The sequence below is a fragment of the Kitasatospora sp. NBC_00315 genome (assembly GCF_041435095.1).
In the GTDB taxonomy this organism is placed as follows: domain Bacteria; phylum Actinomycetota; class Actinomycetes; order Streptomycetales; family Streptomycetaceae; genus Kitasatospora.
In genome coordinates, this window is record NZ_CP108025.1 from 3,765,706 (window position 1) to 3,790,566 (window position 24,861).

Annotated in this window: 23 protein-coding genes; 9 read left to right on the forward strand and 14 right to left on the reverse strand. The window is 71.6% G+C overall.

From position 1 onward, the window contains the following. The first annotated feature begins 65 nt into the window (after positions 1–65). The 3 genes from OG823_RS15280 (at position 66) to OG823_RS15290 (ending at position 3,692) form a co-directional block, all read left to right on the forward strand. On the forward strand, positions 66–1,292 hold the full coding sequence (locus OG823_RS15280) for a S1C family serine protease (RefSeq protein WP_371480088.1): 1,227 nt from the start codon (positions 66–68) through the stop codon (positions 1,290–1,292). A gap of 94 nt (positions 1,293–1,386) precedes the next feature. Further along, positions 1,387–2,154: a response regulator transcription factor gene (locus tag OG823_RS15285; protein ID WP_371480089.1), complete on the forward strand. Its 768-nt coding sequence runs from the start codon at positions 1,387–1,389 to the stop codon at positions 2,152–2,154. Continuing rightward, positions 2,151–3,692 carry an ATP-binding protein gene (locus OG823_RS15290; RefSeq protein WP_371480090.1) on the forward strand — a complete coding sequence of 514 codons (1,542 nt, stop codon included), beginning with the start codon at positions 2,151–2,153 and terminating at the stop codon, positions 3,690–3,692. Before OG823_RS15285 ends, OG823_RS15290 begins: the two co-directional genes overlap by 4 nt. A gap of 104 nt (positions 3,693–3,796) precedes the next feature. Here the strand turns inward: OG823_RS15290 and OG823_RS15295 are convergent, their stop codons facing one another. The 6 genes from OG823_RS15295 to OG823_RS15320 form a co-directional block, all read right to left on the reverse strand. Beyond that, positions 3,797–5,590 carry a bifunctional UDP-sugar hydrolase/5'-nucleotidase gene (locus OG823_RS15295; RefSeq protein ID WP_371480091.1) on the reverse strand — a complete coding sequence of 598 codons (1,794 nt, stop codon included), beginning with the start codon at positions 5,588–5,590 and terminating at the stop codon, positions 3,797–3,799. Positions 5,591–5,868: 278 nt separating this feature from the next. Continuing rightward, a complete protein-coding gene (locus OG823_RS15300) occupies positions 5,869–7,179 on the reverse strand; it encodes an ATP-binding protein (RefSeq protein WP_371484492.1) in 1,311 nt (436 codons plus the stop codon). A 69-nt stretch (positions 7,180–7,248) separates the two neighbouring features. Next, positions 7,249–8,823 (reverse strand): SCO6880 family protein, encoded by a 1,575-nt coding sequence (locus tag OG823_RS15305; protein WP_371480092.1) that lies wholly within the window; start codon positions 8,821–8,823, stop codon positions 7,249–7,251. Positions 8,824–8,830: 7 nt separating this feature from the next. After that, positions 8,831–10,099: a hypothetical protein gene (locus OG823_RS15310; RefSeq protein WP_371480093.1), complete on the reverse strand. Its 1,269-nt coding sequence runs from the start codon at positions 10,097–10,099 to the stop codon at positions 8,831–8,833. Continuing rightward, on the reverse strand, positions 10,089–10,928 hold the full coding sequence (locus OG823_RS15315) for a hypothetical protein (protein WP_371480094.1): 840 nt from the start codon (positions 10,926–10,928) through the stop codon (positions 10,089–10,091). Before OG823_RS15315 ends, OG823_RS15310 begins: the two co-directional genes overlap by 11 nt. A 234-nt stretch (positions 10,929–11,162) precedes the next feature. Then, on the reverse strand, positions 11,163–11,513 hold the full coding sequence (locus tag OG823_RS15320; protein ID WP_371480095.1) for a hypothetical protein: 351 nt from the start codon (positions 11,511–11,513) through the stop codon (positions 11,163–11,165). Between the two features lie 248 nt (positions 11,514–11,761). Here OG823_RS15320 and OG823_RS15325 point away from each other — a divergent pair, with 248 nt between their 5' ends. Together OG823_RS15325 and OG823_RS15330 are read left to right on the forward strand one after the other, a co-directional pair. After that, complete coding sequence (locus OG823_RS15325; RefSeq protein WP_371480096.1) at positions 11,762–12,925, forward strand: NlpC/P60 family protein; 1,164 nt, start codon at positions 11,762–11,764, stop codon at positions 12,923–12,925. A gap of 182 nt (positions 12,926–13,107) precedes the next feature. After that, positions 13,108–13,833: a phosphatase PAP2 family protein gene (locus OG823_RS15330; RefSeq protein ID WP_371480097.1), complete on the forward strand. Its 726-nt coding sequence runs from the start codon at positions 13,108–13,110 to the stop codon at positions 13,831–13,833. Positions 13,834–13,931: 98 nt separating this feature from the next. On the opposite strand, the gene OG823_RS15335 is transcribed toward OG823_RS15330, so the two are convergent. Further along, positions 13,932–14,126, reverse strand: coding sequence for a hypothetical protein (locus OG823_RS15335; RefSeq protein WP_371480098.1), 195 nt, complete (start codon positions 14,124–14,126; stop codon positions 13,932–13,934). Between the two features lie 157 nt (positions 14,127–14,283). Between OG823_RS15335 and OG823_RS15340 the strand changes: the two genes are divergently transcribed. Continuing rightward, positions 14,284–15,162 (forward strand): hypothetical protein, encoded by an 879-nt coding sequence (locus OG823_RS15340; RefSeq protein WP_371480099.1) that lies wholly within the window; start codon positions 14,284–14,286, stop codon positions 15,160–15,162. 241 nt (positions 15,163–15,403) lie between these two features. Then, the gene (locus OG823_RS15345) at positions 15,404–15,613 is read left to right on the forward strand and encodes a hypothetical protein (RefSeq protein WP_371480100.1); all 210 of its coding nucleotides are present in this window, start codon (positions 15,404–15,406) and stop codon (positions 15,611–15,613) included. Positions 15,614–15,753: 140 nt separating this feature from the next. Here OG823_RS15345 and OG823_RS15350 read toward each other — a convergent pair whose 3' ends face one another. Then, positions 15,754–16,137, reverse strand: coding sequence for a metal-sensitive transcriptional regulator (locus tag OG823_RS15350; RefSeq protein ID WP_371480101.1), 384 nt, complete (start codon positions 16,135–16,137; stop codon positions 15,754–15,756). A 474-nt stretch (positions 16,138–16,611) separates the two neighbouring features. Between OG823_RS15350 and OG823_RS15355 the strand changes: the two genes are divergently transcribed. After that, positions 16,612–17,232: a DUF47 domain-containing protein gene (locus OG823_RS15355; protein WP_371480102.1), complete on the forward strand. Its 621-nt coding sequence runs from the start codon at positions 16,612–16,614 to the stop codon at positions 17,230–17,232. Positions 17,233–17,237: 5 nt separating this feature from the next. Beyond that, entirely contained in the window at positions 17,238–18,233 is a 996-nt protein-coding gene (locus tag OG823_RS15360) for an anion permease (protein WP_371480104.1), read from the forward strand. Between the two features lie 199 nt (positions 18,234–18,432). Here OG823_RS15360 and pstB read toward each other — a convergent pair whose 3' ends face one another. From pstB to OG823_RS15390, 6 genes are all read right to left on the reverse strand, one after another. Continuing rightward, the gene (gene pstB, locus OG823_RS15365; protein ID WP_371480106.1) at positions 18,433–19,209 is read right to left on the reverse strand and encodes a phosphate ABC transporter ATP-binding protein PstB; all 777 of its coding nucleotides are present in this window, start codon (positions 19,207–19,209) and stop codon (positions 18,433–18,435) included. Between the two features lie 64 nt (positions 19,210–19,273). Further along, a complete protein-coding gene (gene pstA, locus OG823_RS15370) occupies positions 19,274–20,353 on the reverse strand; it encodes a phosphate ABC transporter permease PstA (RefSeq protein ID WP_371480108.1) in 1,080 nt (359 codons plus the stop codon). Beyond that, on the reverse strand, positions 20,350–21,330 hold the full coding sequence (gene pstC / locus OG823_RS15375) for a phosphate ABC transporter permease subunit PstC (protein ID WP_371480109.1): 981 nt from the start codon (positions 21,328–21,330) through the stop codon (positions 20,350–20,352). Before pstC ends, pstA begins: the two co-directional genes overlap by 4 nt. Positions 21,331–21,490: 160 nt before the next feature. Continuing rightward, positions 21,491–22,624 (reverse strand): phosphate ABC transporter substrate-binding protein PstS, encoded by a 1,134-nt coding sequence (pstS, locus tag OG823_RS15380; protein WP_371480110.1) that lies wholly within the window; start codon positions 22,622–22,624, stop codon positions 21,491–21,493. A 461-nt stretch (positions 22,625–23,085) separates the two neighbouring features. After that, complete coding sequence (locus OG823_RS15385) at positions 23,086–23,517, reverse strand: NUDIX hydrolase (RefSeq protein ID WP_371484493.1); 432 nt, start codon at positions 23,515–23,517, stop codon at positions 23,086–23,088. A 222-nt stretch (positions 23,518–23,739) separates the two neighbouring features. Next, positions 23,740–24,807, reverse strand: a complete 1,068-nt coding sequence (locus tag OG823_RS15390; protein ID WP_371480112.1) for a CHAD domain-containing protein — start codon at positions 24,805–24,807, stop codon at positions 23,740–23,742. Positions 24,808–24,861 lie beyond the last annotated feature (54 nt).

Below are 24,861 nucleotides of genomic sequence, written 5' to 3' on the forward strand. Positions count from 1 at the left end.
GGCTTCTCTACCCCTTCTGATCCGCCTCTCACCGGATTCTCATCCGGGAGGCGGACGTTGGTCACATGAGCGAGCAGCAGCGCAGCACCGAGTCAGGAAGCACCCCCTCGTACGGCTACGCGGGCTGGGCCCCGCCGACGCCCGCCGACCGGCCCGCCGCGCACGTGCTGGAGGGCACCGTGGTCGAGAACTCCGCGGCCGGCGGCTACGGAGCCGAGGGTTTCGGGGCCGGGAGCCCGCCGGTCGACGACAGCGGCCGCACGTACCGCGAGGACCACTCCGCCGGAACGTTCGACGCCCCGCCGCCGCCCACCACTCCCCCGCCCGGGTCGGAGCAGCCCGGGTCGGAGCAGCCCGCCCCGGGCTCCTCCTCCGGCGGACACGCCCGCCGCGGGTTCCTGCGCGGCCGGCTCGCCCTGGTCACCGCCGTCGCGGCGGTCGCTGCCGTACTCGGCGGCGTCACCGGCGGCGTGATAGCCGCCGGCGACCGCACCGGCTCCGCCAGTGCCTCCAGCACCATCGCCAGCCCCGTCTCCGCGAAGTCCGACGGCAGCGCGGACGTCGCCGCGATCGCCTCCGCCGTCTCGCCGAGCGTCGTCCAGATCACCGTGAAGACGAGCAGCGGCACCGCCACCGGCACCGGTGTCGTCCTCACCACCGGCGGCCAGATCCTCACCAACTACCACGTCGTCTCCGGCGCGGCGTCCGGCGGCACCGTCACGGTCGCCTTCAAGAACGGCTCCACCGCGAGCGCCACGGTGACCGGCACCGACAAGGCCCTGGACGTCGCCGTGATCACCGCGTCCGGGGCCAAGGACCTCGCCCCCGCCACCCTCGGCGACTCCGGCCGGGTCCTGGTCGGCGACGCGGTCGTCGCCATCGGCAACCCCGAGGGGCTCACCGGTACCGTCACCTCGGGCATCATCAGCGCGCAGAACCGCCAGGTCACCGTCCAGGTCGACGAGGGCTCGACCAGCGGCAACGGCGGCTTCGGCTTCCCGAACCTGCCCGGCACGCGCGGCGGCAGCGGCAGCGGCCAGAGCACCGGCGGCGAGAGCGCCACCTACAAGGCGTTCCAGACCGACGCCGCCCTCAACCCCGGCAACTCCGGCGGCCCGCTGATCAACACGAGCGGCCAGGTGATCGGCATCAACTCCGCCATGTACTCAGCCGACGGCTCCAACTCCACCGCCGACTCCAGCAGTGCCGGCAGCGTCGGCCTCGGCTTCGCCATCCCCGTCAACGACATCAAGCAGGTGCTGCCCAAGCTGCAGGCAGGGCAGAACGTCTAGACGGACAATTGCAGTACCCCGGGGCCCCGGCCCCAGCTCTCCCCCTGGCACCCACGCCGACAACGCCGCCACCCACGAGAAGGGGCACCCGCCCATGACTCCCCCCGCCGACGACCGCACCGCCGCCGAGGCCGCCACCGCCCGCCTCCTCGTGGTCGACGACGAGCCGGCCCTGCGCGACGCCCTGGAGAGCAGCCTCGCCTTCGAGGGCTACGAGGTCACCACCGCCACCGACGGCTACGAGGCGCTCGACGCCGTCGAACGGGACAAGCCCGACCTCGTCCTGCTCGACATCATGATGCCCCGGATGGACGGCCTCACCGCCGTCCGCCGGATGCGCTCGCGCGGCGACACCGCCCCCGTCCTGATGCTCACCGCCCGCGACGCCGTCGGCGACCGCGTCACCGGCCTCGACGTCGGGGCCGACGACTACCTCGCCAAGCCGTTCGAGCTCGACGAACTGCTCGCCCGCGTACGCGCCCTGCTACGGCGCAACGCCCTCGCCGCCGAGGCCGCGGCCCGGGCCGTCGTCCTGGAGGACGACAGCGAGGTGATGGCCTTCGCCGACCTGCGGATGAACACCGCGACCCGCGAGGTCACCCGGGACGGCAAGCCCGTCGAGCTCACCCGTACCGAGTTCATGCTGCTGGAGATGTTCCTCTCGCACCCCCGGCAGGTCCTCACCCGCGAGCAGATCCTGAAGGCCGTCTGGGGCTTCGACTTCGAGCCCTCCTCCAACTCGCTGGACGTGTACGTGATGTACCTGCGCCGCAAGACCGAGCAGGGCGGCATGCCCCGGCTCATCCAGACCGTCCGCGGGGTCGGCTACGCCCTGCGGCCGGCCGCGGGCGTCGCTGCGTGAGCGAGCCGACGACCGCTGCGACACCCCCGGCGCCGGCCCCGCCGGTCGTCCACCCGCCGCGCAGGTCGCTGCGACGCCGGATGGTCGGGTGGTACCGCGGGCGCTCGCTGCGCAGCCGCCTGACGGCGCTGACGGCCCTCGCGGTGGCGGTGGCGATCGCGCTGTCGGCGCTGGCGTGCTGGTTCATCGTCGAGCAGCGGCTGTACGACCTCGTCCGCAAGGACCTGGGCAACGCGGGCAGCGAAGGCATGCCGTTCCCTCCCGGAGTCACGTTCAACGAAACCGGGTGCGCCGCGACTCCTCAGCAGGCGCTCGCGAGCGCCAAACAGGCGCAGGTCGACTCCGGCACCAACCAGCAGTTCAGCGGCCGGGTGCTGCAGGACATCCAGATCGTCTCCACCGACGGCGCCAAGGTCTGCGTTCCCACCAACGCGTCGAGAGCCGTCGTCATCGAACAGGGCGACCTCGCACTCGAACCGGGCAAGTCCGTCGAGAGGTCCGGCACCTACACCGACGGCAAACCCGCCCTCGTCCGCATCTCCTGGCTCACCGACCGCGGCGGGCACCGGATCGGCATCAGCATGACCGCGGCGTCGACCTACCAGGTGGAGCAGTCCCTCCAGCAACTGGCGCTCATCCTCGGCGGGGTGGCCGCCGTCGGCATCGTCGGCGCCGCCCTGACCGGCCGTCTGGTCGCCCGCTCCGCGCTCAAGCCCGTCGACGACCTCACGGACGTGGTGGAGCACATCGCCCGGACCGAGGAGGTCGGCACGACCATCCCGGTGAACGGCAACGACGAGATCGCCCGGCTCTCCACCTCGTTCAACTCCATGAGCACCGCCCTCGCCAACTCCCGGGACCGGCAGACCCGGCTGATCGCCGACGCCGGGCACGAGCTGCGCACCCCGCTCACCTCGCTGCGCACCAACGTCGACCTGCTGATCCGCAGCAACGACACCGGCCGCCCGCTGCCGGAGGCGACCCGGACCAAGCTGCTCGGCAACATGAAGGCGCAGATGCAGGAGCTCACCCTGCTGATCGGCGACCTGCTCCAGCTCTCCCGGCCGGACTCGCCGAAGCCGGGCCAGAACGTCGCGGTGCTCGCCCTGCACGAGATCGCCGGACGGGCCGTCGAACGGGCCCGGCTGCGCGGGCCCGGGCTGGTCTTCGAGCTGGCCATCGACCCCTGGTACGTGCACGGGGACGGAGCCGCGCTGGAGCGCGCGGTGATCAACCTGCTGGACAACGCCGTCAAGTACAGCCCGCCCGGCGGGGCGGTCGAGGTACGGCTGCACGAGGGGCTGCTGACCGTCCGCGACCACGGGCCCGGCATCCCGCAGGACGAGCTGCAGTACGTCTTCGACCGCTTCTGGCGCTCGCCGTCCTCGCGCCAACTGCCCGGCTCGGGGCTCGGCTTGTCGATCGTCGCGCAGTCCGTCCGGGACGCGGGCGGCGAGGTCTCGCTCGGCCCGGCCAGGGACGGCGGCCCCGGGGCGCAGGCGACGGTGCGGCTGCCGGGCGCGCCGGTGGCGCTGTAGCAGAGCCGGTGGCGCCGTAGCGGAACCGGTGACGACGGCCGGCGCCGAGAGCGAACGGGCGGGGCACCCGAAGGCACCCCGCCCGTCACCCGCACGGCAGTCGGTCAGTCGATGTCGGTGCCCGGGCCGATGATCGTGATCCGGTCCTGGGCCGGCACCGCGAGCGGCGCGGCCGCGGAGCTGTTCGCACCGAGGTAGGCGGCGAAGAGGTCCAGGTCGGAGGCCCCGACCAGCTTGTCCGTACCGGCCGCGAAGGCCGGGAAGCCGTCGCCGCCGCCGGCCAGGAACTCGTTGGCCGCGACGCGGTAGGAGGCGGCCGGGTCGATCGGCGCGCCGTTCAGCTTCACGGTGTCCACCAGCACCCGGTCGGCGCCGGCCTTGCGCATGTCCAGGGTGTAGGTGAGGCCCCTGGAGCTCTGCAGGACCTTGGGTGCCACCTCGTTCAGGCCGCTCACCTGCTGCTGGAGCACCTGGAGGACCTGGGCCCCGGTGAGCGTCTTGACCTGCATCATGTTGGTGAACGGCTGGACGGTGAACGCCTCGCCGTAGGTCACCACCCCGTCGCCCTCACTGCCCGAGGCCTGGTAGACCAGGTCGGAGCGGATGCCCCCGGGGTTCATGAAGGCGATCTGCGCACCGCCCTTGTCCGCCGGTGCCAGACCCGCCAGTTGGGCGTCCGCGATCACGTCGCCGAGCGGCTTCTCCAGCGCGCTGCTGCCGCGCCCGTTGACGTCCGAGGCGATGTAGCCGAGCGCCCGGTTGGCGATCGGCGCGGCCAGCGCCGAGTAGTGGGCGATCAGCGCGGTCATGTCGGCGGCCTTGGGCAGGGTGCGCCGCACGATGTGGTTCTCGGCCTTCACCGACGGACGCACGATGGTGCCCGTGGTCCTGTCGAGCTGGAGGTCGATCTCGGTGTAGAGCCGGCCGAACGAGGCCGCGCTGGTCACCGAACGCGGCACACCCTGCGGGTCCGGGATGGTGCAGGCGTACGCGTTGTGGGTGTGGCCGGTGACGATCGCGCCGATGGCCGGGTCGAGCTGCTTGGCGATGTCGACGATCGGACCCGAGATGCCCTGACCGGCCGCGCCGCAGTCGTAGTTGTAGGTGGTGCTGGCCGGGTAGCCGCCCTCGTGGATCAGCGCGACGATCGAGTTGACGCCCTGCTTCTTCAGCTCCGCGGCGTACTTGTTGACCGTCTCGACCTCGTCGCCGAACTTCAGGCCCTTGACGCCCTCGGCGGTCACGATGTTCGGCGTGCCCTCCAGGGTCACGCCGATGAAGCCGATCTTGACGCCCTGCGACTTGGTCACCCAGTACGGGGCCAGGATCGGCTTGCCGCTCTTCTCGTCGGTGACGTTGGCGGCCAGGTAGTTGAAGTTGGCTCCCTTGAACTTGCGGCCCTGCTCGTAGCAGCCGTCCACCGGGTGGCAGCCGCCGTCCTGGAGCCGGAGCAGCTCCTGCGCACCCTCGTCGAACTCGTGGTTGCCGACGGCGGTGACGTCCAGACCGAGCTTGTCCATCGCCTCGATGGTCGGCTCGTCGTGGAACAGCGCGGAGGTCAGCGGGCTGGCGCCGACGATGTCGCCGGCCGCGACGGTGATCGAGTCGTCGGCGGGGATCCGGGCCTGGCGCAGCGCGGTGGCCAGGTACTCGACGCCGCCCGCCGGGGTGGCGACCACCTTGCCGGTGGCGGGGTCGATCTCGTTGACGTTCCCGGAGGAGCCTGCCGGCGGCTCCAGGTTGCCGTGGAAGTCGTTGATCGCCAGCAGCTGGAGGTTGGCGAGCTTGTGACGGTTCGCGTCGGCGGCCTGTGCGGCGGTCGGCGCGGCCACCGAGCCGATGAGGCCGGCGACGGCGACGGCGACGAGCGCCGCCCGCCGGGATCTGACGGTGAGCATGAGGGTCCCCTGCACCTAGAGCGCCCGGCTGTGGGTCCGGACCGGGCGGACGGCGATGTCGTGTGTGACCTGTGCAGCCTAGGGTCAACGCGCGTAGCTGTCAGGACCCTGGACGTAACGAGAGGGTTTCCTGTTGACGGACTGTTGACGAAGGACGGACGCCGGGGAAGACGTCCGCCCACCCCGGCGGGGGCCCGCCCGGACCGGGAGGGCCACCGGGCCGGACGCCCGGTCGGACGCCTCGGTCGGACGACCGGACGCCGCGATCGGACGACCGGTCAGACGCCCGGCTCGGCCGCCAACTGGCGCTCCGCGCGGTCACGTTCGGCCACCGCGTCCTCCGTCATCGCGCGGTCGGTGAAGACCAGCGGACGCTCCGCCTCGGTGATGATGTGCTTCACCACCTGGACGTTGCCGTTGACGTCCCAGACCGCGATACCGGGCGACAGGGTCGGGATGATCTCCACCGCCCAGCGCGGCAGACCCAGCACCCGGCCGGTGGCTCTCGCCTCGTCGGCCTTCTGCATGTAGATCGTCCGGGTCGAGGCCATCTTGAGGATCGCCGATGCCTCCTTGGCCGCCGCGCCGTCCACCACGTCCGACAGGTGGTGCACCACCGCGACGAACGACAGCCCGAGCCGGCGCCCGAACTTCAACAGTCGCTGGAACAACTGCGCCACGAAGGGACTGTTGATGATGTGCCAGGCCTCCTCCACCAGGAAGATCCGCTTCTTGCGGTCCGGGCGGATCCAGGTGTGCTCCAGCCACACCCCCACGATCGCCATCAGGATCGGCATCGCGATCGAGTTCCGGTCGATGTGGGACAGGTCGAAGACGATCAGCGGCGCCTCCAGGTCGATGCCGTCCGTGGTCGAGCCGTCGAACATCCCGCGCAGGTCACCGTCGACCAGCCGGTCCAGCACCAGCGCCACGTCCAGACCCCAGGCCTGCACGTCGCCGACGGACACCCCCAGCGACTCCACCGAGGACAGGTCGGGGCTGCGCAGCGTGGTGATGATGTCGTCCAGCACCGGCTGACGGCCCGTCACCGTGGCGATCACATGGGCGTGCGCGGCCTTCAGCGCGAAGCCGGCCCGCTCCTCCAGACCGCGCCCCATCGCCACCTCGATGATGGTGCGCAGCAGCGACAGCTGACCGGTCGTGGTGATCGCCGGATCCAGCGGGTTCAGCTTCACCCCGCCGTCGCGGGCCGCCATCGGGTCCAGCCGGATGGACTTTATGCCGAGCGCGTTGGCGATCAGGTTCCACTCGCCGACGCCGTCCTCGCCCTGCGCGTCCAGCACCACCACCTGCCGGTCGCGGAACCTCAGCTGCCGCAGCACGTACGTCTTCTCCAGCGCCGACTTGCCGTTGCCGGACTCGCCCAGCACCAGCCAGTGCGGCGCCGGCAGCTGCTGGCCGTACAGCTGGAACGGGTCGTAGACGTACCCCTTCCCGCTGTACACCTCCCGCCCGATGATCACGCCGGAGTCACCCAGCCCCGGCGCCGCCGTCGGCAGGTAGACCGCCTGCGCCTGGCCCGTGGAGGTGCGCACGGGCAGCCGGGCGGTCTCCACCTTGCCGAACATCAGGCTGGTGAACGCGTCGGTCAGGTTGCCGATTGCCACGACGGGCCTCCAGTACGGATCGGTGCGGGGTCAGCGGCGGATGCCCGTGGCGAACGGGAGCGTGTTGACGAACGCCCGGTGGTGCTCGCGATCGCACCACTCCAGCTTGAGGTAGCTCTTGCCCGCCGACGCCCGGATGGTCCGCTTGTCCCGGGCCAGCGCCTCCGGACTGCGCGAGGACACCGTGATGTACCCGACCAGGTTCACCCCGGCCGCGCCCGACGCCAGGTCGTCACCGCGCTGGTCGACCCGGCCGGTGTGGGCCAGGTCGCGCGGGTCGACCGTACGGTTCATCTTCGCCGCGCGGCTGGCCTCGGCCTCGTCGTTGGTCTTCTCGGTGAGCATCCGCTCGATCGCGACGTCGGTGGGCTCCAGGTCCATCGTCACCGCCACCGTCCGGATCACGTCGGGCGTGTGGACCAGCAGCGGTGCCAGGAAGTTGACGCCCACGGGCGTCAGCGGCCACTCCTTGATCCAGGCGGTGGCGTGGCACCACGGCTCCCTGGTCGCCGACTCCCGGGTCTTCGCGGTCAGCATCTGCGGGTGGGTGGCGTCCAGCTCGGCCGGCCAGGCGTTGCGCCGGGACATCGCCTGGATGTGGTCGATCGGGTGGTCCGGGTCGTACATCGAGTGCAGCAGCGAGGAGAGCCGGGCCTGGCCGAGCGGCTGGCGCACCCGGATGTCCGCCTCCGCCAGCCGGGCGCAGATGTCGGTCAGCTCGCGGGCCATCACCGCCGCCAGTCCGTCGTCGTCCCGGGCCCGCTTGCCGCTCGCGGTGCGGCCCATCGCATGCGCCTCGGCGGCCAGATCCCGGGTGTAGTGCATGCAGGCGACCAGGTAGGCGCGGTGCTGCTCGGAGGAGGTGGAGACCATCGACTGCAGCTGGTCGTACGAATCCTGCAGCCAGCGTGGCGCGTCGTGGTCGCCGCGCCGCTCCACGTCCTTGGCGTGCGCGTCCGGGTCGGCCGGCAGGGTGCGGGCCAGGATCTGCAGCCGGGTCACGAAGCCGTCCCCGTTCGCGACGTGCTTCAGCAGCGTGCCGAACCGGTCGACCAGGGTCTCCTGGTCCTCCGAGTCGCGCAGACCGACACCCGGCCCCTCGATCTCGATCGCCGCCGTCACCGTCCGCCGCTCCAGGTGCATCAGCACCGCGACCTCGTCCGGCCCGAACGGCGCCGACAGCCAGCGCAGCCGCCCCACCCCGGGCGGCGGCCCGACCTCGACCTCCCGGCCGTCCAGCCGGGTGCCGGCGTCGATCACGTCCGACTTCCAGATCCCCCGCCCGCTGCGCGCCGTCCGGCGGTAGGTGCGGTTGATCTCCACCCACTTGTAGAACGTCCGGCGCCGGTAGGGCACGTAGACCGCCATGATGGCCAGCAGCGGAAACCCGACCAGGCCCGCGATCCGCAGCGGGAGGATCGGCATCAGCAGGCCCCAGAGCATGCCGAGGAAGGCCCCGAAGATGATCAGCACGATCTCGCCGGACTCGCGGTTCCGGCCGATCGGCGCGTTCGGGCGGGCCTTGCCGATCAGATAGGTGCGGCGCTGGTGCACGTACGCCTGGCCGTACTGGCCACCGTACTGGCCGAGCTGGTCGCTGCTCACTTACCCGTCACCCTCCCTTCGCTGGATTGATGTCGCGGCTCGGAGCCGGCGGCCCCGCCTGCTGCGGCGGCGCCGCGTTGCGAGAACCGTGGGCGGCGATACCCGGCGCGACGGACCCGCCGCCGGCGCCGCCGGAGGCGTTCCCCGCCTGCGGGCCGCCCCGGGAGCCGTGGGCGCTGATGCCCTGCTTCACCAGGTTGGCCGGACCGTTGATCATCGCCGAGCCCGCCGAGACCGCGCTCGCCCGGGCGCTGCGCATGTTCACCATCTCGTCGCCGAAGCCGGGCACGAAGCGGTAGACCGCGGAGCTCGCGAAGATCGACAGGAAGAGGATCGCCAGGCCGGACAGCACCCGGGCGAAGTCGTCGGTCGCTCCTGTACCACTGGCCACTGCACCGGCCAGCCCCAGGATGATCACGATGATCGGTTTCGCCAGGTCGACCGCGACCATCAGGCCGGCCCAGCGGCGCACGTGCTTCCACAGCTGCTTGTCGACCAGCCCGGCGTACACGGCGGTGCCCAGCAGCGCGCCGACGTAGAGCATCGCGGCCCGGATCAGCAGCTCGATCCAGAGCACCGCGGCCGCCAGCACCGCCACCAGGGAGACGATGATCAGGATCAGCGGGCCGCCCCCCATGTCACCCTTCTCCAGGGTGTCGGCGAAGCCGCCGAGGTAGGTGCCGGTGTCCGACTTGGTGCCGACCGCGATCGCCTTGGTGAGCCCGTCGGTGGCACTGACCACGGTGAAGAGGATCAGCGGGGTGAACGCGGAGGCGACCACCGTCAGCCAGAGGAACCCGATCGCCTCGGTGATGGCCGTCCCCAGCGGCGCGCCGCGCACCGCGCGCTTGGTGACCGCCAGCAGCCAGAGGATCAGCGTGATGATCGTCGAGCCGGCGAAGACCACGGCGTACTGCTGCAGGAACGACGCGTTGGTGAAGTCCACCTGCGTGGTGCCGTCGATCGCGCTGGAGAGCTTGCGCACCACCCAGGCCGCGGCCTGGGCGCAGCCCTTGGCGAGCGAGCCGAGCGGGTCGGTGACGCTGCCGACGGTGCCGCTGCCGGGGAGGCCGCCACTGGGCTTGTCCACGCAGAGAATGCCACTGCCGGAGATCGGCAGGTCCGGACAGTTGGCCGAGCTGGGCACGGCCGACGGCGACGGGTCCGCGAACACCCGCTGGGCCGTCACCAGGGCGAGGAGCTGGACCGACGCGACCGTGGCGGCCAGTGTGCCGGCCCGGCGTACGACGTGGCGGACGGGACGCTCAGCGGGCATAGCGGAAGCCCCCGAACTGCTGGACGGCACCGGTGATCTCCTCCGCGGTCGCGGCCTGCTGGTCGCCCGGCACCGGGGCGGGCCCCTGCCGGCTGGTGTAGTCGCTCAACTTCCAGTCCCCACCGGTCCAGCGCAGGCTGAGCGTGAGGGTGTACCAGTTGCTGGTGACCGGCTGGGTGGAGCGCTCCCCGGCGAGGCCGGTGAGGCCCGTGCACCAGACCTCGATCTTGGCGTCGCTCTCGGTGTGTCCCACCGACCTGGTGCCCACCGGGACCGTCCGGCTGACGAAGGTCAGGCCCTTGGGGGCCTTGCCCTGGGCGTCCAGGCCGTACCGGGCCGCCGTGTCGCCGCCGAACCCCTGGTCGAGCCGGCCCTGCAGGGCCGGCAGGACCGCCGGGTCGGCGAGGGTGGCGACGATGGTGTGCCGGGCATCCGCGCGGAACATGTCCGCGGAGCCGAGCGCCACGGCGTAGTTGGTGGCGGCCGACTGGGCGCCCTGGTCGGTGTGCGGATAGCCGTTGGCGATGCCGTTGCTGGTGGTGCCGACCGGCTGGTCGCCGCTCGGTGCCGGGCCCGCGCCTCCCGCGCTCCCCGCACCGCCGGTGGCCGCCGGGGCGGTGGCGCTGTCGCCGGAGGCGGGCCCGGCCGAGGTGTTCGGGTCGGCCTTGCCCCGGTTGGCCACCGAGATGGCCAGCACCAGCAGGGTGACGATCACCAGGACGGTCAGCAGGGTCCGCAGCGGCCTGGGCTGACGGCTGCTCGGGTAGGAGGACTGTTCGGCGACCGGTAGCCGCGTACGGGTGTGCGGCTGGTCGTCGGACAACGGCACGGCGGCCCTCCTGGTGCGGGGAGCCTGCTGGCGGCTCCGGTGGTCCCCGCCGGTCCGGCCGGTCCCGGCCCGTGGCGGGCCGGAGGTGCGGGCGGGGGACGGCGGGGTGGTTTCCTGGCGGGACGGACTGCGGGCCGGGGCCCTGGCGGGCCGCCGGCCGGCGCGGCCGCCGGCCGCGACCGGAACGGAGGCCCCTCCACCGGTGGACCGGTCGAGGGGCAGCCTGTCCGATCGTCAGATCGCCATGCCGTACACAATGGTGAACAGGGTGCCCAGTGATCCAATGATGAACACGCCGGTCAACCCGGCGACGATCAGTCCCTTGCCCTGCTCGGCACTGAAGGTGTCACGCATCGCGGTGGCGCCGATCCGCTGCTTGGCGGCACCCCAGACCGCGATGCCGAGGCAGGCCAGGATGGCCACCGCCATGACGACCTCCACCATCACCCGGGCCTCCGACCCGAGAGTCGCGAAGGGCCCCCAGTCCGGGGCGATCCCACCGATGATGGTGTCGATATTGGCCTTTTTGGGTGGGTCCTCGGCCAGGTAGCCGATCGCGATACTGTCCACGCTGCTCAGGTTCATTTCCATCTCACCGCCCGATCAGGCAAATTCAAGGCCCCGAACCCCACCTGCGCGAAGGGGCAGCACCTATTCTTGGCCAGATCTGATGTCGACTTGGCTTCTTCTCGCGGATTGGTCGTGCGGCATGGGACACGTACGCCAGGATGTCCACCGTACGAAGGATAGCGCTCACTCTTTGTATCCCTGATGATTGCGGTGAGCAACGCCTTCCGGAACACTTCGACTGACGACTCGTCGGGATGGTGCTGATGGTACTCCGGAAGGCCGGTACGGCCGCCGCTGCTACGGGAGTTGTCCTGGTCGGTTTCGTCGGCCTGGTGACGGTCGGCACCTACGCCGCCAGTGGCACCACGGGGAGCCAGGCGTCCCGCGCCGCACTCTCCGCCGGCACGGTGCCGGCCGCGTACCAGGGGCTGATCCAGCAGTGGGGCGCACTGTGCCCGGACATCTCGCCGCCGATGCTCGCCGCGCAGCTCTATCAGGAGAGCGGTTTCGATCCGTCGGCCCGCAGCCCCGCCAAGGCCTATGGCATGGCGCAATTCCTGGAGAGCACCTGGGCGACGTACGGGGTGGATGCCAACAAGGACGGCAAGAAGGACATCTGGGACCCTGCGGACGCAATCGCCTCCGCCGCCACCTACGACTGCGCCCTCGCCCGGGATGTCGCCCAGGTGCCCGGCGACCGCCAGGCCAATCTGCTCGCCGCGTACAACGCCGGGCCGTACGCCGTGCTGAAGGCCGGCGGGGTGCCCGCGTACAAGGAGACGCAGGGGTACGTCCGCAACATCAAGTCACTCGCCGTCAGTTTCACCGCGCCGACCGCCACCGTCGAGGTCTCCGCCCAGGCGGCCGGCGCGATCTACTTCGCCCAGAACGTGCTCGGCACGCCCTACCTGTGGGGTGGCGAGGGCCTGCCCTCGCAGAACGGCCGCTTCGACTGCTCGGGGCTCACCGAGCGCGCGTACGAGACCGTGGGCATCACCCTGCCCCGGGTGGCCAACGACCAGTGGTACGCCGGACCGCACCCCTCCAGGGACCAGCTCCGCCCCGGGGACCTGGTGTTCTTCGCCAGCGACCTGAACGACCCGCGCAGCATCCACCACGTCGGGCTCTACGTCGGCGGCGGCTACATGATCAACGCTCCGCACACCGGTGCGGTGATCCGCTACGACAAGATCGACACCAGCGAGTACATCGGCGCGACCCGGGTCACCGTGGACGGTGCGCAGGCGCTGCCGACCCGCGGGGCGGACGGGAGCATCACCGGCACCGGCGGCCCCGGCGCCACCGATCCGAGCCCGCCGGCGGCCGCTCCCGGAGCGGCCGTGGCCGCACCGGCCGCTCCCGCCACCCGGGCGGCCGCGGGCGCCCCCGCGACGGGCGGGCCGGGTCAAGCCCCCGCAAAGTCCTGACCCCGGGCGCCGTCGCGCTGTGCGTACGAAGTGGACGGCGAGTCAAGTTTCCATAACCGCGGGTTTCCGTGGAACCCTGTGCCCCGGCGGTGACGTTGTGTCCGGTGGTTCTGTGTCAGCTCCCTGGGCTGGGCCGTCCCCGGCCGGAACCACAGGAGCAGCGGACCAGAAGGAGGTGCGGCGTGGCGGTGCCACTCGCCGACACCGGCAACCCGGATCTCGGCCTGCTCTACGCGGTCAACGGCCTGGCCGAGTCCTCCCCGGCCTGGTTGGACTCGACCGTCTCCTGGATCGGTGAGTACGGCATCCTGCTCGGCCTGGCCGCGCTCTGCCTGACCGGCTGGCTCCAGGCCCGTCGGCGGCCGGACGCCCCGGTGGCCGTCGCGGGGCTGCTCTGGGCCCCGCTCGCGGTCGCCCTGGCCGAGCTGGCCAACCTGCCGATCGCCGCGATCGTGAACCGGCCGCGCCCCTTCGTCGACCACACCGGGCTGGACGTCCTGGTGGCGGGCAAGGAGGGCACCCACTCCTTCGTCAGCGACCACTCGACGATGTCGATGGGCATCGCGGTGGCGCTGTTCCTGGTGAACCGGCGGCTCGGCTGGATCGGCGGCGCTCTGGCCCTCCTGCAGGGCTTCTGCCGGATGTTCATGGGCGTGCACTACCCGACCGACGTGATCGGCGGCTTCGCGCTCGCCACCGCGGTCGTCCTGCTGCTGGCGCCGATCGCGATGGCCGTCCTGGTCCCGCTCTGCCACGCGCTGACCCGCACCGCGGCGGCCCCGCTGGTCGTGGCCGCCGGACGCGGCGCGCCCGCCGGCACGGGCCGCGGCGGACGGCGCCGAAAGGCCGCCGTCCCGGGGCGGGTACGGACCGGGGAGTCGGACCGGGAGCCGGATCTCGCCGCCTGAGACCCCGCGGGGGCGGACCGACTCGCGCCTGATACCCGGCGGGGTGGACCGACCGGGCTCCGGTCCCCGTCCCAGCGCGCAGGCACGCCGTCCCGGCCTCAGTTCGGTGGGGCGGCACCGATCTCCGCGAGGTGTTCCTCGGCCTCGCGTCGGGCCAGCTCACGGGAGCGGCGCGCCGGCCGGTACCAGCCGCAGCTGCAGCTGGCGAAGCAGAAGGAGCCGCGCTCGGAGATCTCCACGCGGTGGTCGGGCATCTGGGCCGAGTCGGGGCGGACCGACAGCTCACTGTGCACGTACCTCACCGTAACGCCCTTCCAACCCGGCGCGCGACACCCTGCGCGCGCCGGGTCGCGCGTAACCCCGCGAGCCCCAACTCGTTTGTCCGGAAAGAGCTCTGCCCACCGGGGGTGGGGGCTTTCCGGGCACCGGGCCCGAGGGGGTTGTCGCGAGATGAAGATGCCGAACCAGAGCCAGCTGCTGCCGTACGTCAGATCGGCGGTGAGGGCCGCGGCGGTCGCCGCCGCCCTCACCGGGCTGGCGGCCTGCTCGGGCGTCGCGGGCGTCGCGGGGCAGCAGCAGGGCGTGTCGGCCGACCAGCTCTCCGCCGACCCGCTGACGGCCGTCCGCGGCGCCGCGGACATCACCGGCCGCACCGGCTCGGCGCGCGCCTCGACCGAGCTGGTCACCGAGTCCGCCGCCAAGAAGGCCACCTTCACCGGCACCGGCGGGTACGACTACGTACGGCGGATCGGCCGGCTGGAGGTCGCCGTGCCGCCCGGGGCCGCGACCACCGGCAAGATCGTCGAGGTGGTCCTGCCCGGGCTCGTCTACCTGCAGAACAGCGGGGCGAAGGTGCCGGCCGGCAAGTGGGTCAAGCTGGACGTGCGGCAGCTGCCCGACGGGAACCTGGTGAGCAGCGGTGCCACCGACCCGGCCGGCGCCGCCGGCGCACTGCGCGGGGCGCAGAAGGCCGAACTGGTGGGTACCGAGACGGTCGGCGGTGTGGAGCTGAAGCACTTCCGGGGCACGCTCGACCTCGCCAAGGCCGCCGACGCCACCGGCGGGCGGGGAGCGGACGGGCTGCGGATGGCGGCCCAGACCTTCACCGTCAAGGAGGTCCCGTACGAGGTCTGGCTGGACGGGCAGGGCAGGCTGCACAAGGTGGTCGAGGTGTTCGCGTTCGCCGGGGTCGCCGGCTCCAAGGACGCCAAGGACCAGGTCAAGGTCACCTCCACCACCTCGCTGACTGACTTCGGCTCACCCGTGGAGGCCGCCGAACCCGCTGCCGGGGACATCTACTCGATGAACGCCACCGAGACCCCGAAGTAGGCCGGCCGTCGGGTCGGCCCGATGACCGACCCGATCCGGGTGGTGGCGGCCCGGCGGCCGGCCGACGTGGCGTGCCGGGTGGATCGGCGACGGGGACGGATCGGCGGCGAGGGCGGCCCACCCGTTTCGGCCGCCCGGAGATGGCCCGTCCGTGCCATGTGGCCGGGCCGCGGAGTGCCTAGGCTGGGCACCGGGGCGGCGACGCCCCGCGCGCAGGCGGGGCACTGAAGGGGTGGTGCAGGTGGTGTCGTCCTCCGGCGGCCGCGACGGTGGCCATGACGATGCGGCTCTCGACGAGATCGAGCTGGCCGGCGAACTGATGATCGCCGCGACCTCCTCCAGCGGCGAGCGTCTGCCGACCGAGCGCATCGACGAGGTGCTGCTGGACGCCCCCGGCCGGCCACGGCCCCCCGCGGACGGCCGCCCGGTGGCCGCCGACCCGGGGCCGTAGGCACCGTCGGGTCGGGCCTGAGCGCAGCGGCCCGACCGCGCCGGGATCCGGCGCACCTGAGAGCCCGGCAGTCCGGCAGTCCGGGCGATCCGGCAACGCCGCCGATCCGCCGGTGAGACCGGGCCCCCCGGGGCGCCTCCTCAGCTGCGCAGCAGCCGGCCGATCGCGGCGGTCGCCTCCGCCACCTTCGCCTCCAGCTCCACGCCGCCCTCCTCGGCCGCGGCAGCCACGCAGTGCCGCAGATGCTCCTCCAGCAGCGACAGCGCGAAGGACTGGAGTGCCTTGGTGCTCGCCGACACCTGGGTCAGCACGTCGATGCAGTAGGTGTCCTCGTCGACCATCCGTTGCAGCCCCCGGATCTGGCCCTCGATCCGGCGCAGCCGCTTGAGATGGGCCTCCTTCTGGGCGCTGTAGCTGTGCGGCCCCGCGTGCGAGTGCGGGTCCGGCGCGTGCCCGGCCTGCCCGTCGGTCGCCCGGGCGTCGGTCCCTTGAGTGTCGGTCCCCTGGGTGTCGGTCGTGGTCATCCGGCCCGCCTTCGTCTGGCTCGTCTGGCTTCGTGCGGTGGCTCCCGGTGCCCGCCCGGTCATCATCGCCCGCGTCACGGGTGTCGTACCCGGCGGAGCCCCCGACGTACCTGTCCGAGGTCCGCGCCTGCCGTCCGTACCCGCCGCACCGGTCCGGACCGCGAGCCCTCGGACCGGTCCCGACCTGCGCGGACGGCGGGGCGCGCCGGCCTCCCGTGCTGAACGACCGGGGGCGCCGCGGTGTTCCTCCGTACGGGCGGTGCCCCGGATCCGCAGGTGCACGGTGGGGACAATAAGCCCGAGGTTCCGTCAGACTGTGGCACGTGCCTGCACACAGATGTGCGGTGGCTCATCCGGTCCGCGACCGGTCCCGGAAGCGGACCCTCCGGTTCCCCGGCCGTCCCCCCGTTTGCACGGTTGCGACCGCATGCGCCTAGCATCGTTCAGTCCCTACCCCGCACATCGGAGATTTCCGTGCGTTTTAGCCTGACCCCGAAGGAGACGAGCTTCTACGACATGTTCACCGCAGCCGCGGAGAACCTGGTCGTGGGATCGAAGCTCCTGCTGGAACTGCTGGGTGCAGACGTGTCGGCCCGCGCGGAGATCGTCGAGCGCATGCGCGCCGCCGAGCACGCGGGTGACGACACCACCCACGCGGTGTTCCACCAGTTGAACTCCTCCTTCATCACGCCCTTCGACCGCGAGGACATCTACAACCTCGCCTCGTCGCTGGACGACATCATGGACTTCATGGAGGAGGCGGTCGACCTGGTCGTCCTCTACGACATCCAGACCCTCCCCAAGGGCATCGAGCAGCAGATCGAGGTGCTCGCCCGGGCGGCCGAGCTGACCGCCGAGGCGATGCCGAACCTGCGCAGCATGTCCAACCTCACCGAGTACTGGATCGAGGTCAACCGCCTGGAGAACCAGGCCGACCAGATCCACCGCAAGCTGCTCGCCCACCTGTTCAGCGGCCAGTACGAGGCCATCGAGGTGCTGAAGCTGAAGCAGGTCGTGGACGTCCTCGAAGAGGCGGCGGACGCTTTCGAGCACGTCGCCAACACGGTGGAGACCATCGCCGTCAAGGAGTCCTGACCAGCGTGGACACGGCAGCACTGATCGCCGTCATCGGCGTGGCGTTCTTCTTCACGTACACCAACGGCTTCCACGACTCGGCGAACGCCATCGCCACCTCGGTCTCCACCAGGGCGCTCACCCCACGGGCGGCGCTGGCGATGGCCGCGGTGATGAACCTGGCCGGTGCCTTCCTCGGCAGCGGGGTCGCGCACACGGTGTCCAGCGGGATCATCGAGACCCCGACCGGCAGCCAGGGCATGATCATCCTGTTCGGCGCGCTGGTCGGCGCGATCGCCTGGAACCTGACCACCTGGTACTTCGGTCTGCCGTCCTCCTCCTCGCACGCGCTGTTCGGCGGCATGGTGGGCGCGGCGCTCGCCGGCGGCACCGGCGTGATCTGGAGCGGCGTCATCGACAAGATCATCGTCCCGATGATCGTCTCGCCGATCGTCGGCCTGATCTGCGGCTACCTGGTGATGCTGGGCATCCTGTGGCTGTTCCGCAAGGCCAACCCGCACAAGGCCAAGCGCAACTTCCGGGTCGCCCAGACCGCGTCGGCCGCCGCCATGGCCCTCGCACACGGTCTTCAGGACGCCCAGAAGACGATGGGCATCGTGGTGCTCGCCCTCACCATCGGCGGCCACCAGAGCAGCCAGGACATCCCGGTCTGGGTGAAGATCTCCTGCGCGACCATGCTCTCGCTGGGCACCTACGCGGGTGGCTGGCGGATCATGCGGACCCTCGGGCGGAAGATCATCGAGCTGGACCCGCCACAGGGCTTCGCCGCCGAGAGCACCGCCGCGACGATCATGTACATCACCTCGTACGTCTTCAAGGCGCCGATCTCCACCACCCACGTGATCACCTCGGCGATCATGGGTGTCGGTGCCACCAAGCGGGTCCGCGCGGTCCGCTGGGGCGTCGCCAAGAACATCGTGCTCGGCTGGTTCGTCACCATGCCGGCGGCCGCCCTGGTGGCCGCGATCGTCTACTGGATCACCGACCTGATCTTCGGCTAGCGCCCGACCGCCGCGGGCCGGTGCGAACCGGGACCGCGGCCGCCCGCCCGGCCGAGGCGGCCACGCACCGGGCACATGACAGGGCCCGCCCCCACATCTCGGGGGCGGGCCCTTCTTCATACTCCGCGGCGGCACCGCCATGCAGCACCGCGAAGCAGCTCGTGTGGTCGCCGCTCCCCCAGAAGGGCGCGACAGCGGGTTATCCGAAGCGGCCGGAGATGTAGTCCTCGGTCGCCTGCACGGACGGGTTGGAGAAGATCCGCTGGGTGTCGTCCAGCTCGACCAGCTTGCCCGGCTGACCGACCCCGGCCAGGTTGAAGAAGGCGGTGCGGTCGCTGACGCGGGCCGCCTGCTGCATGTTGTGCGTCACGATCACGATGGTGAACTGCGACTTCAGCTCGCCGATCAGGTCCTCGACGGCGAGGGTGGAGATCGGGTCGAGCGCCGAGCAGGGCTCGTCCATCAGCAGGACCTGCGGCTCGACCGCGATGGCACGGGCGATGCACAGGCGCTGCTGCTGGCCGCCGGAGAGGCCCGCACCCGGCTTGTTCAGCCGGCCCTGGACCTCCTTCCAGAGGTTCGCGCCCTTGAGCGAGCGCTCCACCACGCCGTCCAGCACGGACTTCTTCTTCACGCCGGCGAGCTTCAGCCCGGCCGCGACGTTGTCGTAGATCGACATGGTCGGGAACGGGTTGGGGCGCTGGAAGACCATGCCGACCGTGCGGCGCACGGCCACCGGGTCGACGTTCTGACCGTAGAGGTTCTCGTCGTCCAGCATCACCTTGCCCTCGACGCGGGCACCGGGGATGACCTCGTGCATGCGGTTGAGGGTGCGCAGGAAGGTCGACTTGCCGCAGCCGGAGGGGCCGATGAAGGCCGTCACGGAGCGGGGCTCGACGGTCATCGAGATGTCCTCGATGGCCTTGGTGGTGCCGTAGTAGGCGGACAGTCCGCTGACGTCGATGCGCTTGGCCATGATCTTTCGTCTTCTCTCGCCCGCGGCAGTGCCGCTAGTGATTACTGCTACGTCAGTCGGTCCGTCAGTGCCCGGTCTTGGGTGAGCGCCAGCGTGCGATGCCACGGGCGATGAGGTTGAGCCCCATCACGAAGGCGATCAGCACCAGTGCCGCACCCCAGGCACGGGCGTACCCGAAGTCGTTGTTCACCATGGCGTACTGCTGCCAGATGTACATCGGGAGCGACTGCTGCGGGTCCTGGAACGGGTTGTTGTTGATGATGTCGGCGCCGAACACCAGCATCAGCACCGGCGCGGTCTCGCCCGTGATGCGGGCGACCGCGAGCATCACACCGGTGGTGATGCCGCCGATCGCGGTGGGGATGACGATCCGCAGGATGGTCTTCCAGCGCGGCACGCCGAGCGCGTACGAGGCCTCGCGCAGCTCGTTCGGGACGAGCTTGAGCATCTCCTCGGTCGAGCGGACGACCACCGGCATCATCAGGATGGCCAGCGCGAGGCTGCCCGCGAAGCCGGAGTAGCTGAAGCCGAAACCGAGGATCCAGACGGAGAGAACGAACAGGCCGGCGACGATCGACGGGACGCCCGTCATGACGTCGACGAAGAAGGTCACGGTCTTGGCGAGCCGGCCGCGGCCGTACTCGACCAGGTAGACCGCGGTGAGCAGTCCGACCGGGGCCGCCATCACGGTGGCCAGGGCGACCTGCTGCAGGGTGCCGATCAGCGCGTGGTAGATCCCGCCACCGGGGCCCGACGAGCGCACGCCCCTCATCGAGTGGGTCAGGAAGTTGGCGTCCACCACGCCGATGCCCTGCTGCACGGTGTAGAAGATCAGCGCGGCGAGCGGCACGATGGCCAGCACGAAGGCGACCCAGACCACCGAGGTGGCGAAGCGGTCCTTGGCCTGCCGGCGGCCCTCGATCCGGGCCGAGAGGGTGTAGCTGATGATCATGAACAGCAGTGCGGCGATCAGGCCCCACTGCAGGTGGCTGGCCAGGCCGAAGCCGGCGCCGATCCCGCACCCGATCGCGATGGACACCGCGGCGATGGCGGCCGGTGCCCACGTGGGCAGCCGGGCGGTGGTGAGCCGGCGGTGCAGCTGCGGCACGGCCGACGCGGCGGCGGTAGTGGTCACGGCGCTCATGCGTTGGCCCCCGAGTACTCCTTGCGGCGCGCGACGATAATGCGTGCGGCACCGTTCACCAGCAGGGTGATCACGAACAGGACGAGGCCGGAGGCCATCAGCGCGTCCCGGCCGAAAGCGCCGGCCTCGTTGAACTTCAGCGCGATGTTCTGCGCGAAGGTGCCACCGCCCGGGTCGAGCAGGTGCAGCGAGAGCACGCTGTTCGAGGAGAGCACGACCGCCACCGCGATGGTCTCGCCCAGCGCCCGGCCCAGGCCGAGCATCGAGGCCGAGATGATGCCGGGACGGCCGAACGGCAGGACCGAGGTGCGGATCATCTCCCAGCGGGTCGCGCCGAGCGCGAGCGCCGCCTCCTCGTGCATCCGCGGGACCTGCCGGAAGACCTCACGACTGACGGCCGTGATGATCGGAAGGATCATGATCGCCAGCAGGATGCCGACCGTGAACAGGGTGCGCGGCGTGGTGCCCGCGCGGCTCTGGTCGAAGATGTACGTCCAGCCGAGGTACTGGTCCATCCAGCTGGTCAGACCGTCCAGGTGCGGGACGAGGAACAGCGCGCCCCAGAGCCCGTAGACGATGCTCGGCACGGCGGCCAGCAGGTCGACCAGGTAGGCGAACGGCTGGGCGATCCTCCGTGGCGCGTAGTGCGAGATGAAGAGTGCGATGCCGATCGCCACCGGCACCGCGATCGCCATCGCGATCACGGCGCTGACGATGGTGCCGAAGGTCAGGACGGCGATGCCGAAGACGGGCTTCGGAGCGTCCGGCGTCCACTCGAAGGTGGTGAGGAAGTTGCCCTGGTTCTTGCTGAGCGCGAGCACCGAGCGGTACGTCAGGAATCCCGCGATGGCGGCCATGATGGCCAGCAGCAGGATGCCCGAGCCGCGGGCCGCGTTGAAGAAGATGGTGTCGCCGAGCTGACTGCTCCTGCGCGCGCGGACCCTGCTTCGCGCATCGGCAGGGACGGATGAAGTCATTGGTCTACTCCGGTCTGGTGGCGCTGCCCCGAGGGGGCGGCACCATGGCGGCGGTGCCCCGGACGTGCTTGCGGTGTGTGGTACCCGGTGGGGCGGCCCCTGCCCCCCTGGTCGTACGGGGCCGCCTCACCGGTGGGTCGGCCCGTGCGGGCCGACCGGGTCAGGCCAGGGTCGGGACGACGGCCTGGACCTTGGCGGCGAGCTCCTGGGGCAGCGGGACGTAGCCCGTGTCACCGATGGCCTTCTGGCCCTCGTCGCTGATCGCGTAGGTCAGGAAGGACTTCAGGGTGTCGAGGGTCTCGGCCTTGTTGCCCTTGTCGCAGACGATCTCGTAGGTGACCAGGACCAGCGGGTAGGCACCCTCGTCCTTGGTCGCGTAGTCCAGGCTCAGCGTGAGGTCGCTGCCGGTGCCGGCGATCTTCGCCTTGGCGAAGGTGGTGGCGGCGTTGGCGGCGGTGGCCTCGACCGGCTTGCTGGCGCCGGTGTTGATGGAGGCGCTCTTCAGGCTGTTGGTCTGGGCGAAGGAGAGCTCGACGTAGCTGATCGAGTTCTTGACCTGCTTCACCTGGGCCGCCAGGCCCGCGCTGCCGCTGGCCGACTGGCCGCCCTTGCCCGCCCAGGTCTTGCTGTTCGGGTAGGCCCAGGCGCCGCCCGAGGCCTTCGCGAAGTACTTGGTCAGGTTGTCGGTGGTGCCCGAGTCGTCCGAGCGGTGGAACGCCTGGATGTCGGCGGCCGGCAGCGTCACACCCGGGTTGAGGGCGGCGATGGCCGGGTCGTTCCACTTGGTGATCTGCGAGTCGAAGATCTTGGCGGTGGTGGGGCCGTCGAGCGTCAGCTTGTCGACGCCGTCGACGTTGAAGACGATCGAGATCAGGCCCGCGACCATCGGGAGGTCGATGCCCTGGCCGCCGGTGCAGACCGCCTTGGTGGCGTCGACCTCGGCCGGCTTGAGCGCGGAGTCGGAGCCGGCGAACTGGACCTTGCCCTGGGTGAACTGCTGCACACCGGCGCCGGAGCCGCCACCGCTGTAGTTGACCGAGGAGCCGCTGCAGGCGTTGCCGAAGTTGGTCTTCCAGACGTCGATCGCGTTGGACTGGGCGGTCGAGCCCGCGGCCACCAGGGCACCGGCCTTGCCACAGTTGATCTTGGCGGCCGTGGCGCTGGACGAGCCACCAGCAGACGTGGTGCTGGTGTTGTTGTCGTCCGAGCCGCACGCGGCGAGCGACAGCGAGCTGACGAGCGCCAGGGCACCGACGACGAGGGCCTTGGAGCGGCCGTTCCGCTGGAGCTTCACAGGGTGTCCCTTTCTGTGGCATCCCCCGTGCCGTCCGCGTCCGGCGGTATGTGCTCGGACGATAGGGATGGGCACTGGTTCTGCTGTGGTCCGGGGCCCGTTCGGCCCTCCGGTAAACCCGAAGTTAGGGCGGGCAGGTGACGCGTCAGCCGGTCACAAGTGAACGGAGAGTGAACCTCGAAAGGATGGCAGGAAACAGCGTCAGGTAGTCACGGTTGCGTCACGGGGAGGGCGCGGGAAGATCACTCGGTCGGGTGTCCGGCGGGGCGCACCGGCGCCGGCTGTCGACGGCCGGCGCGACGGCGGTACGGGGACCGTGGACCCGCTGCCGGTTGCCGACGACGGGTGCCCCGGAGCGGTGATCCGGGCCCGCCGTCCGGAGCCGCGGTCCGGGACAGCCGTCCGGGGCGCTCCGGGCGGCCCCACGGCCGGGGCCGCCCACGTGGGCGGCCGAGCGGGCGCTAGCCGCGGGCCAGCGGCCGGGCGCCCAACAGGTCGAGCAGCGCGTCCACCAGCAGCCGGTCCCGGTCGTGGGTGAGCCTGGCGCGGGCCTTGCGGGCCGGCAGCCACTCCAGTCGGTCGACCTCGCGGTTGGGCGCGAAGGCCCCGCCGGAGGGCACCGCCGCCCAGTACCGGACCTCCTTGGGCCGGCCCTGCGCCAGATAGTGCTGGGTCGGCAGTTCGGGACCGAGCACGCAGCGCATGCCGGTCTCCTCCTCGACCTCCCGCAGGGCCGCCTGCGTCATGCTCTCGCCCGGGTCCAGCTTGCCCTTGGGCAGGCTCCAGTCGTCGTACTTGGGCCGGTGGATCAACGCGATCCGCGGCCGGCCGAGGCCCTTGCCGTGCTTCTTCTCGCGCCCGGGCAGCCAGAGCACCGCCCCGGCCGCCAGGATCGTCGGGACGTGCCCGGTCGCCCTGGCCCCCGGGTGACGCCGCGACCGCTTCGCCCCGTCCTGCTGGACGCTCTGGAGCCGGCCGGGTCCGCCCTGTTTCTTCGCCTCGCGCAACCGCCGCCGCTGCTCGCCCTCGGCGGGCACCGCGGGCCGCCCGGTGGCGCTCATCCTCGCGGCGCCCGCCGGGCGGTCGTCACTCTTGCCGGTCAGGCGGTTGCCCATTCATGCCATCCGTGGTGCTGGGGGTGCTCCCCAGGCATCGAGGCCGAGGGACAGTTCTGGCCACTGGCGGCCGAAGGCATAGCGTGCCGCCTCGACCTCCAGTCGCTGATCAGCATGCACCACGCCGAGCACATAGGCGGTCGCGGGGGTGATCCGCGGGGTTCGCGCCGCGGTGGCGGCGGTGACGGCGGCGTCGGACGCCTCCTGGTGACGTCCCAGCACCCGGTCCAGCCCGTCCAGCCCGGCGGCGGGGCGGGCGCACACCTCCAGCGCGTACCGGGCGCGCTTGACCAGGATCCGAACCCGGTGCCAGGGCGCGTCGTCGGCCGCCAGCGCGGCGTCCGCGTCCAGCAGACCCCGCACCGCCGGCGCCTGCGCGCGGGCCGGGGCCGGTACCGAGCCGAGCCGGCGCAGCCCGTCCCCGCCGTACGGGGTCGAGGCCCGGTCCAGCGGCAGGGCCCGGGCGCCGGCCGCCAGCGCGTCGAGCGCGCCGGCCGCCTGGGGGGCGAGTTCGCCGCCCGCGGCCAGCAGCGGCGTCTCACCGACCAGCAGCGTCATCCGGTCCGCCAGCGCGTGCAGCCGGGCCGAGCGGAGGTCCTGCAGGACGGCGGAGTGCGCACGGGTGCGGGCCAGGGTCAGCTGGCGGTCCAGCAGGGCCCGGGCCTTGGGCGCGCCGGCGTGCCCGGCGAGCATCCCGGGGCCGTCCGGCTCGCTGCCGCTCAGCGAGTCCAGCGCGGCCAGCAGCCGGGCCGAGCGCCGCAGGTAGCCGGGCTCCTGCGCGAGCAGGTTGAGCAGCCAGCGCAGCTCCCTCCGGGACTCCTCGGCCCAGGCCTCCTCGAAACTCGCCGCGAAGGTGTGCAGCGCCCCGCCGATCCGCCGGACCGCCCGGAGCAGGTCGGAGGTCCCGGCGGACGGCAGCACGACGGCGCCAGGTCTCGACCCGACCTCGCCGACCGCCTGCGGCAGGGCGCGCAGGAACGCGCCGGCCTGGGCGGTGAGGTGGCGGGAGAGGATCTCCCCTGCGGTGGCGGTGGACGGCCCGGGGGCCGTCATCGGCGCATCGGTCATGGCTTGGTCAAATCCCCGTCCCCCCGGGGGACCCTCCCCCGGGGATGGTGCCGG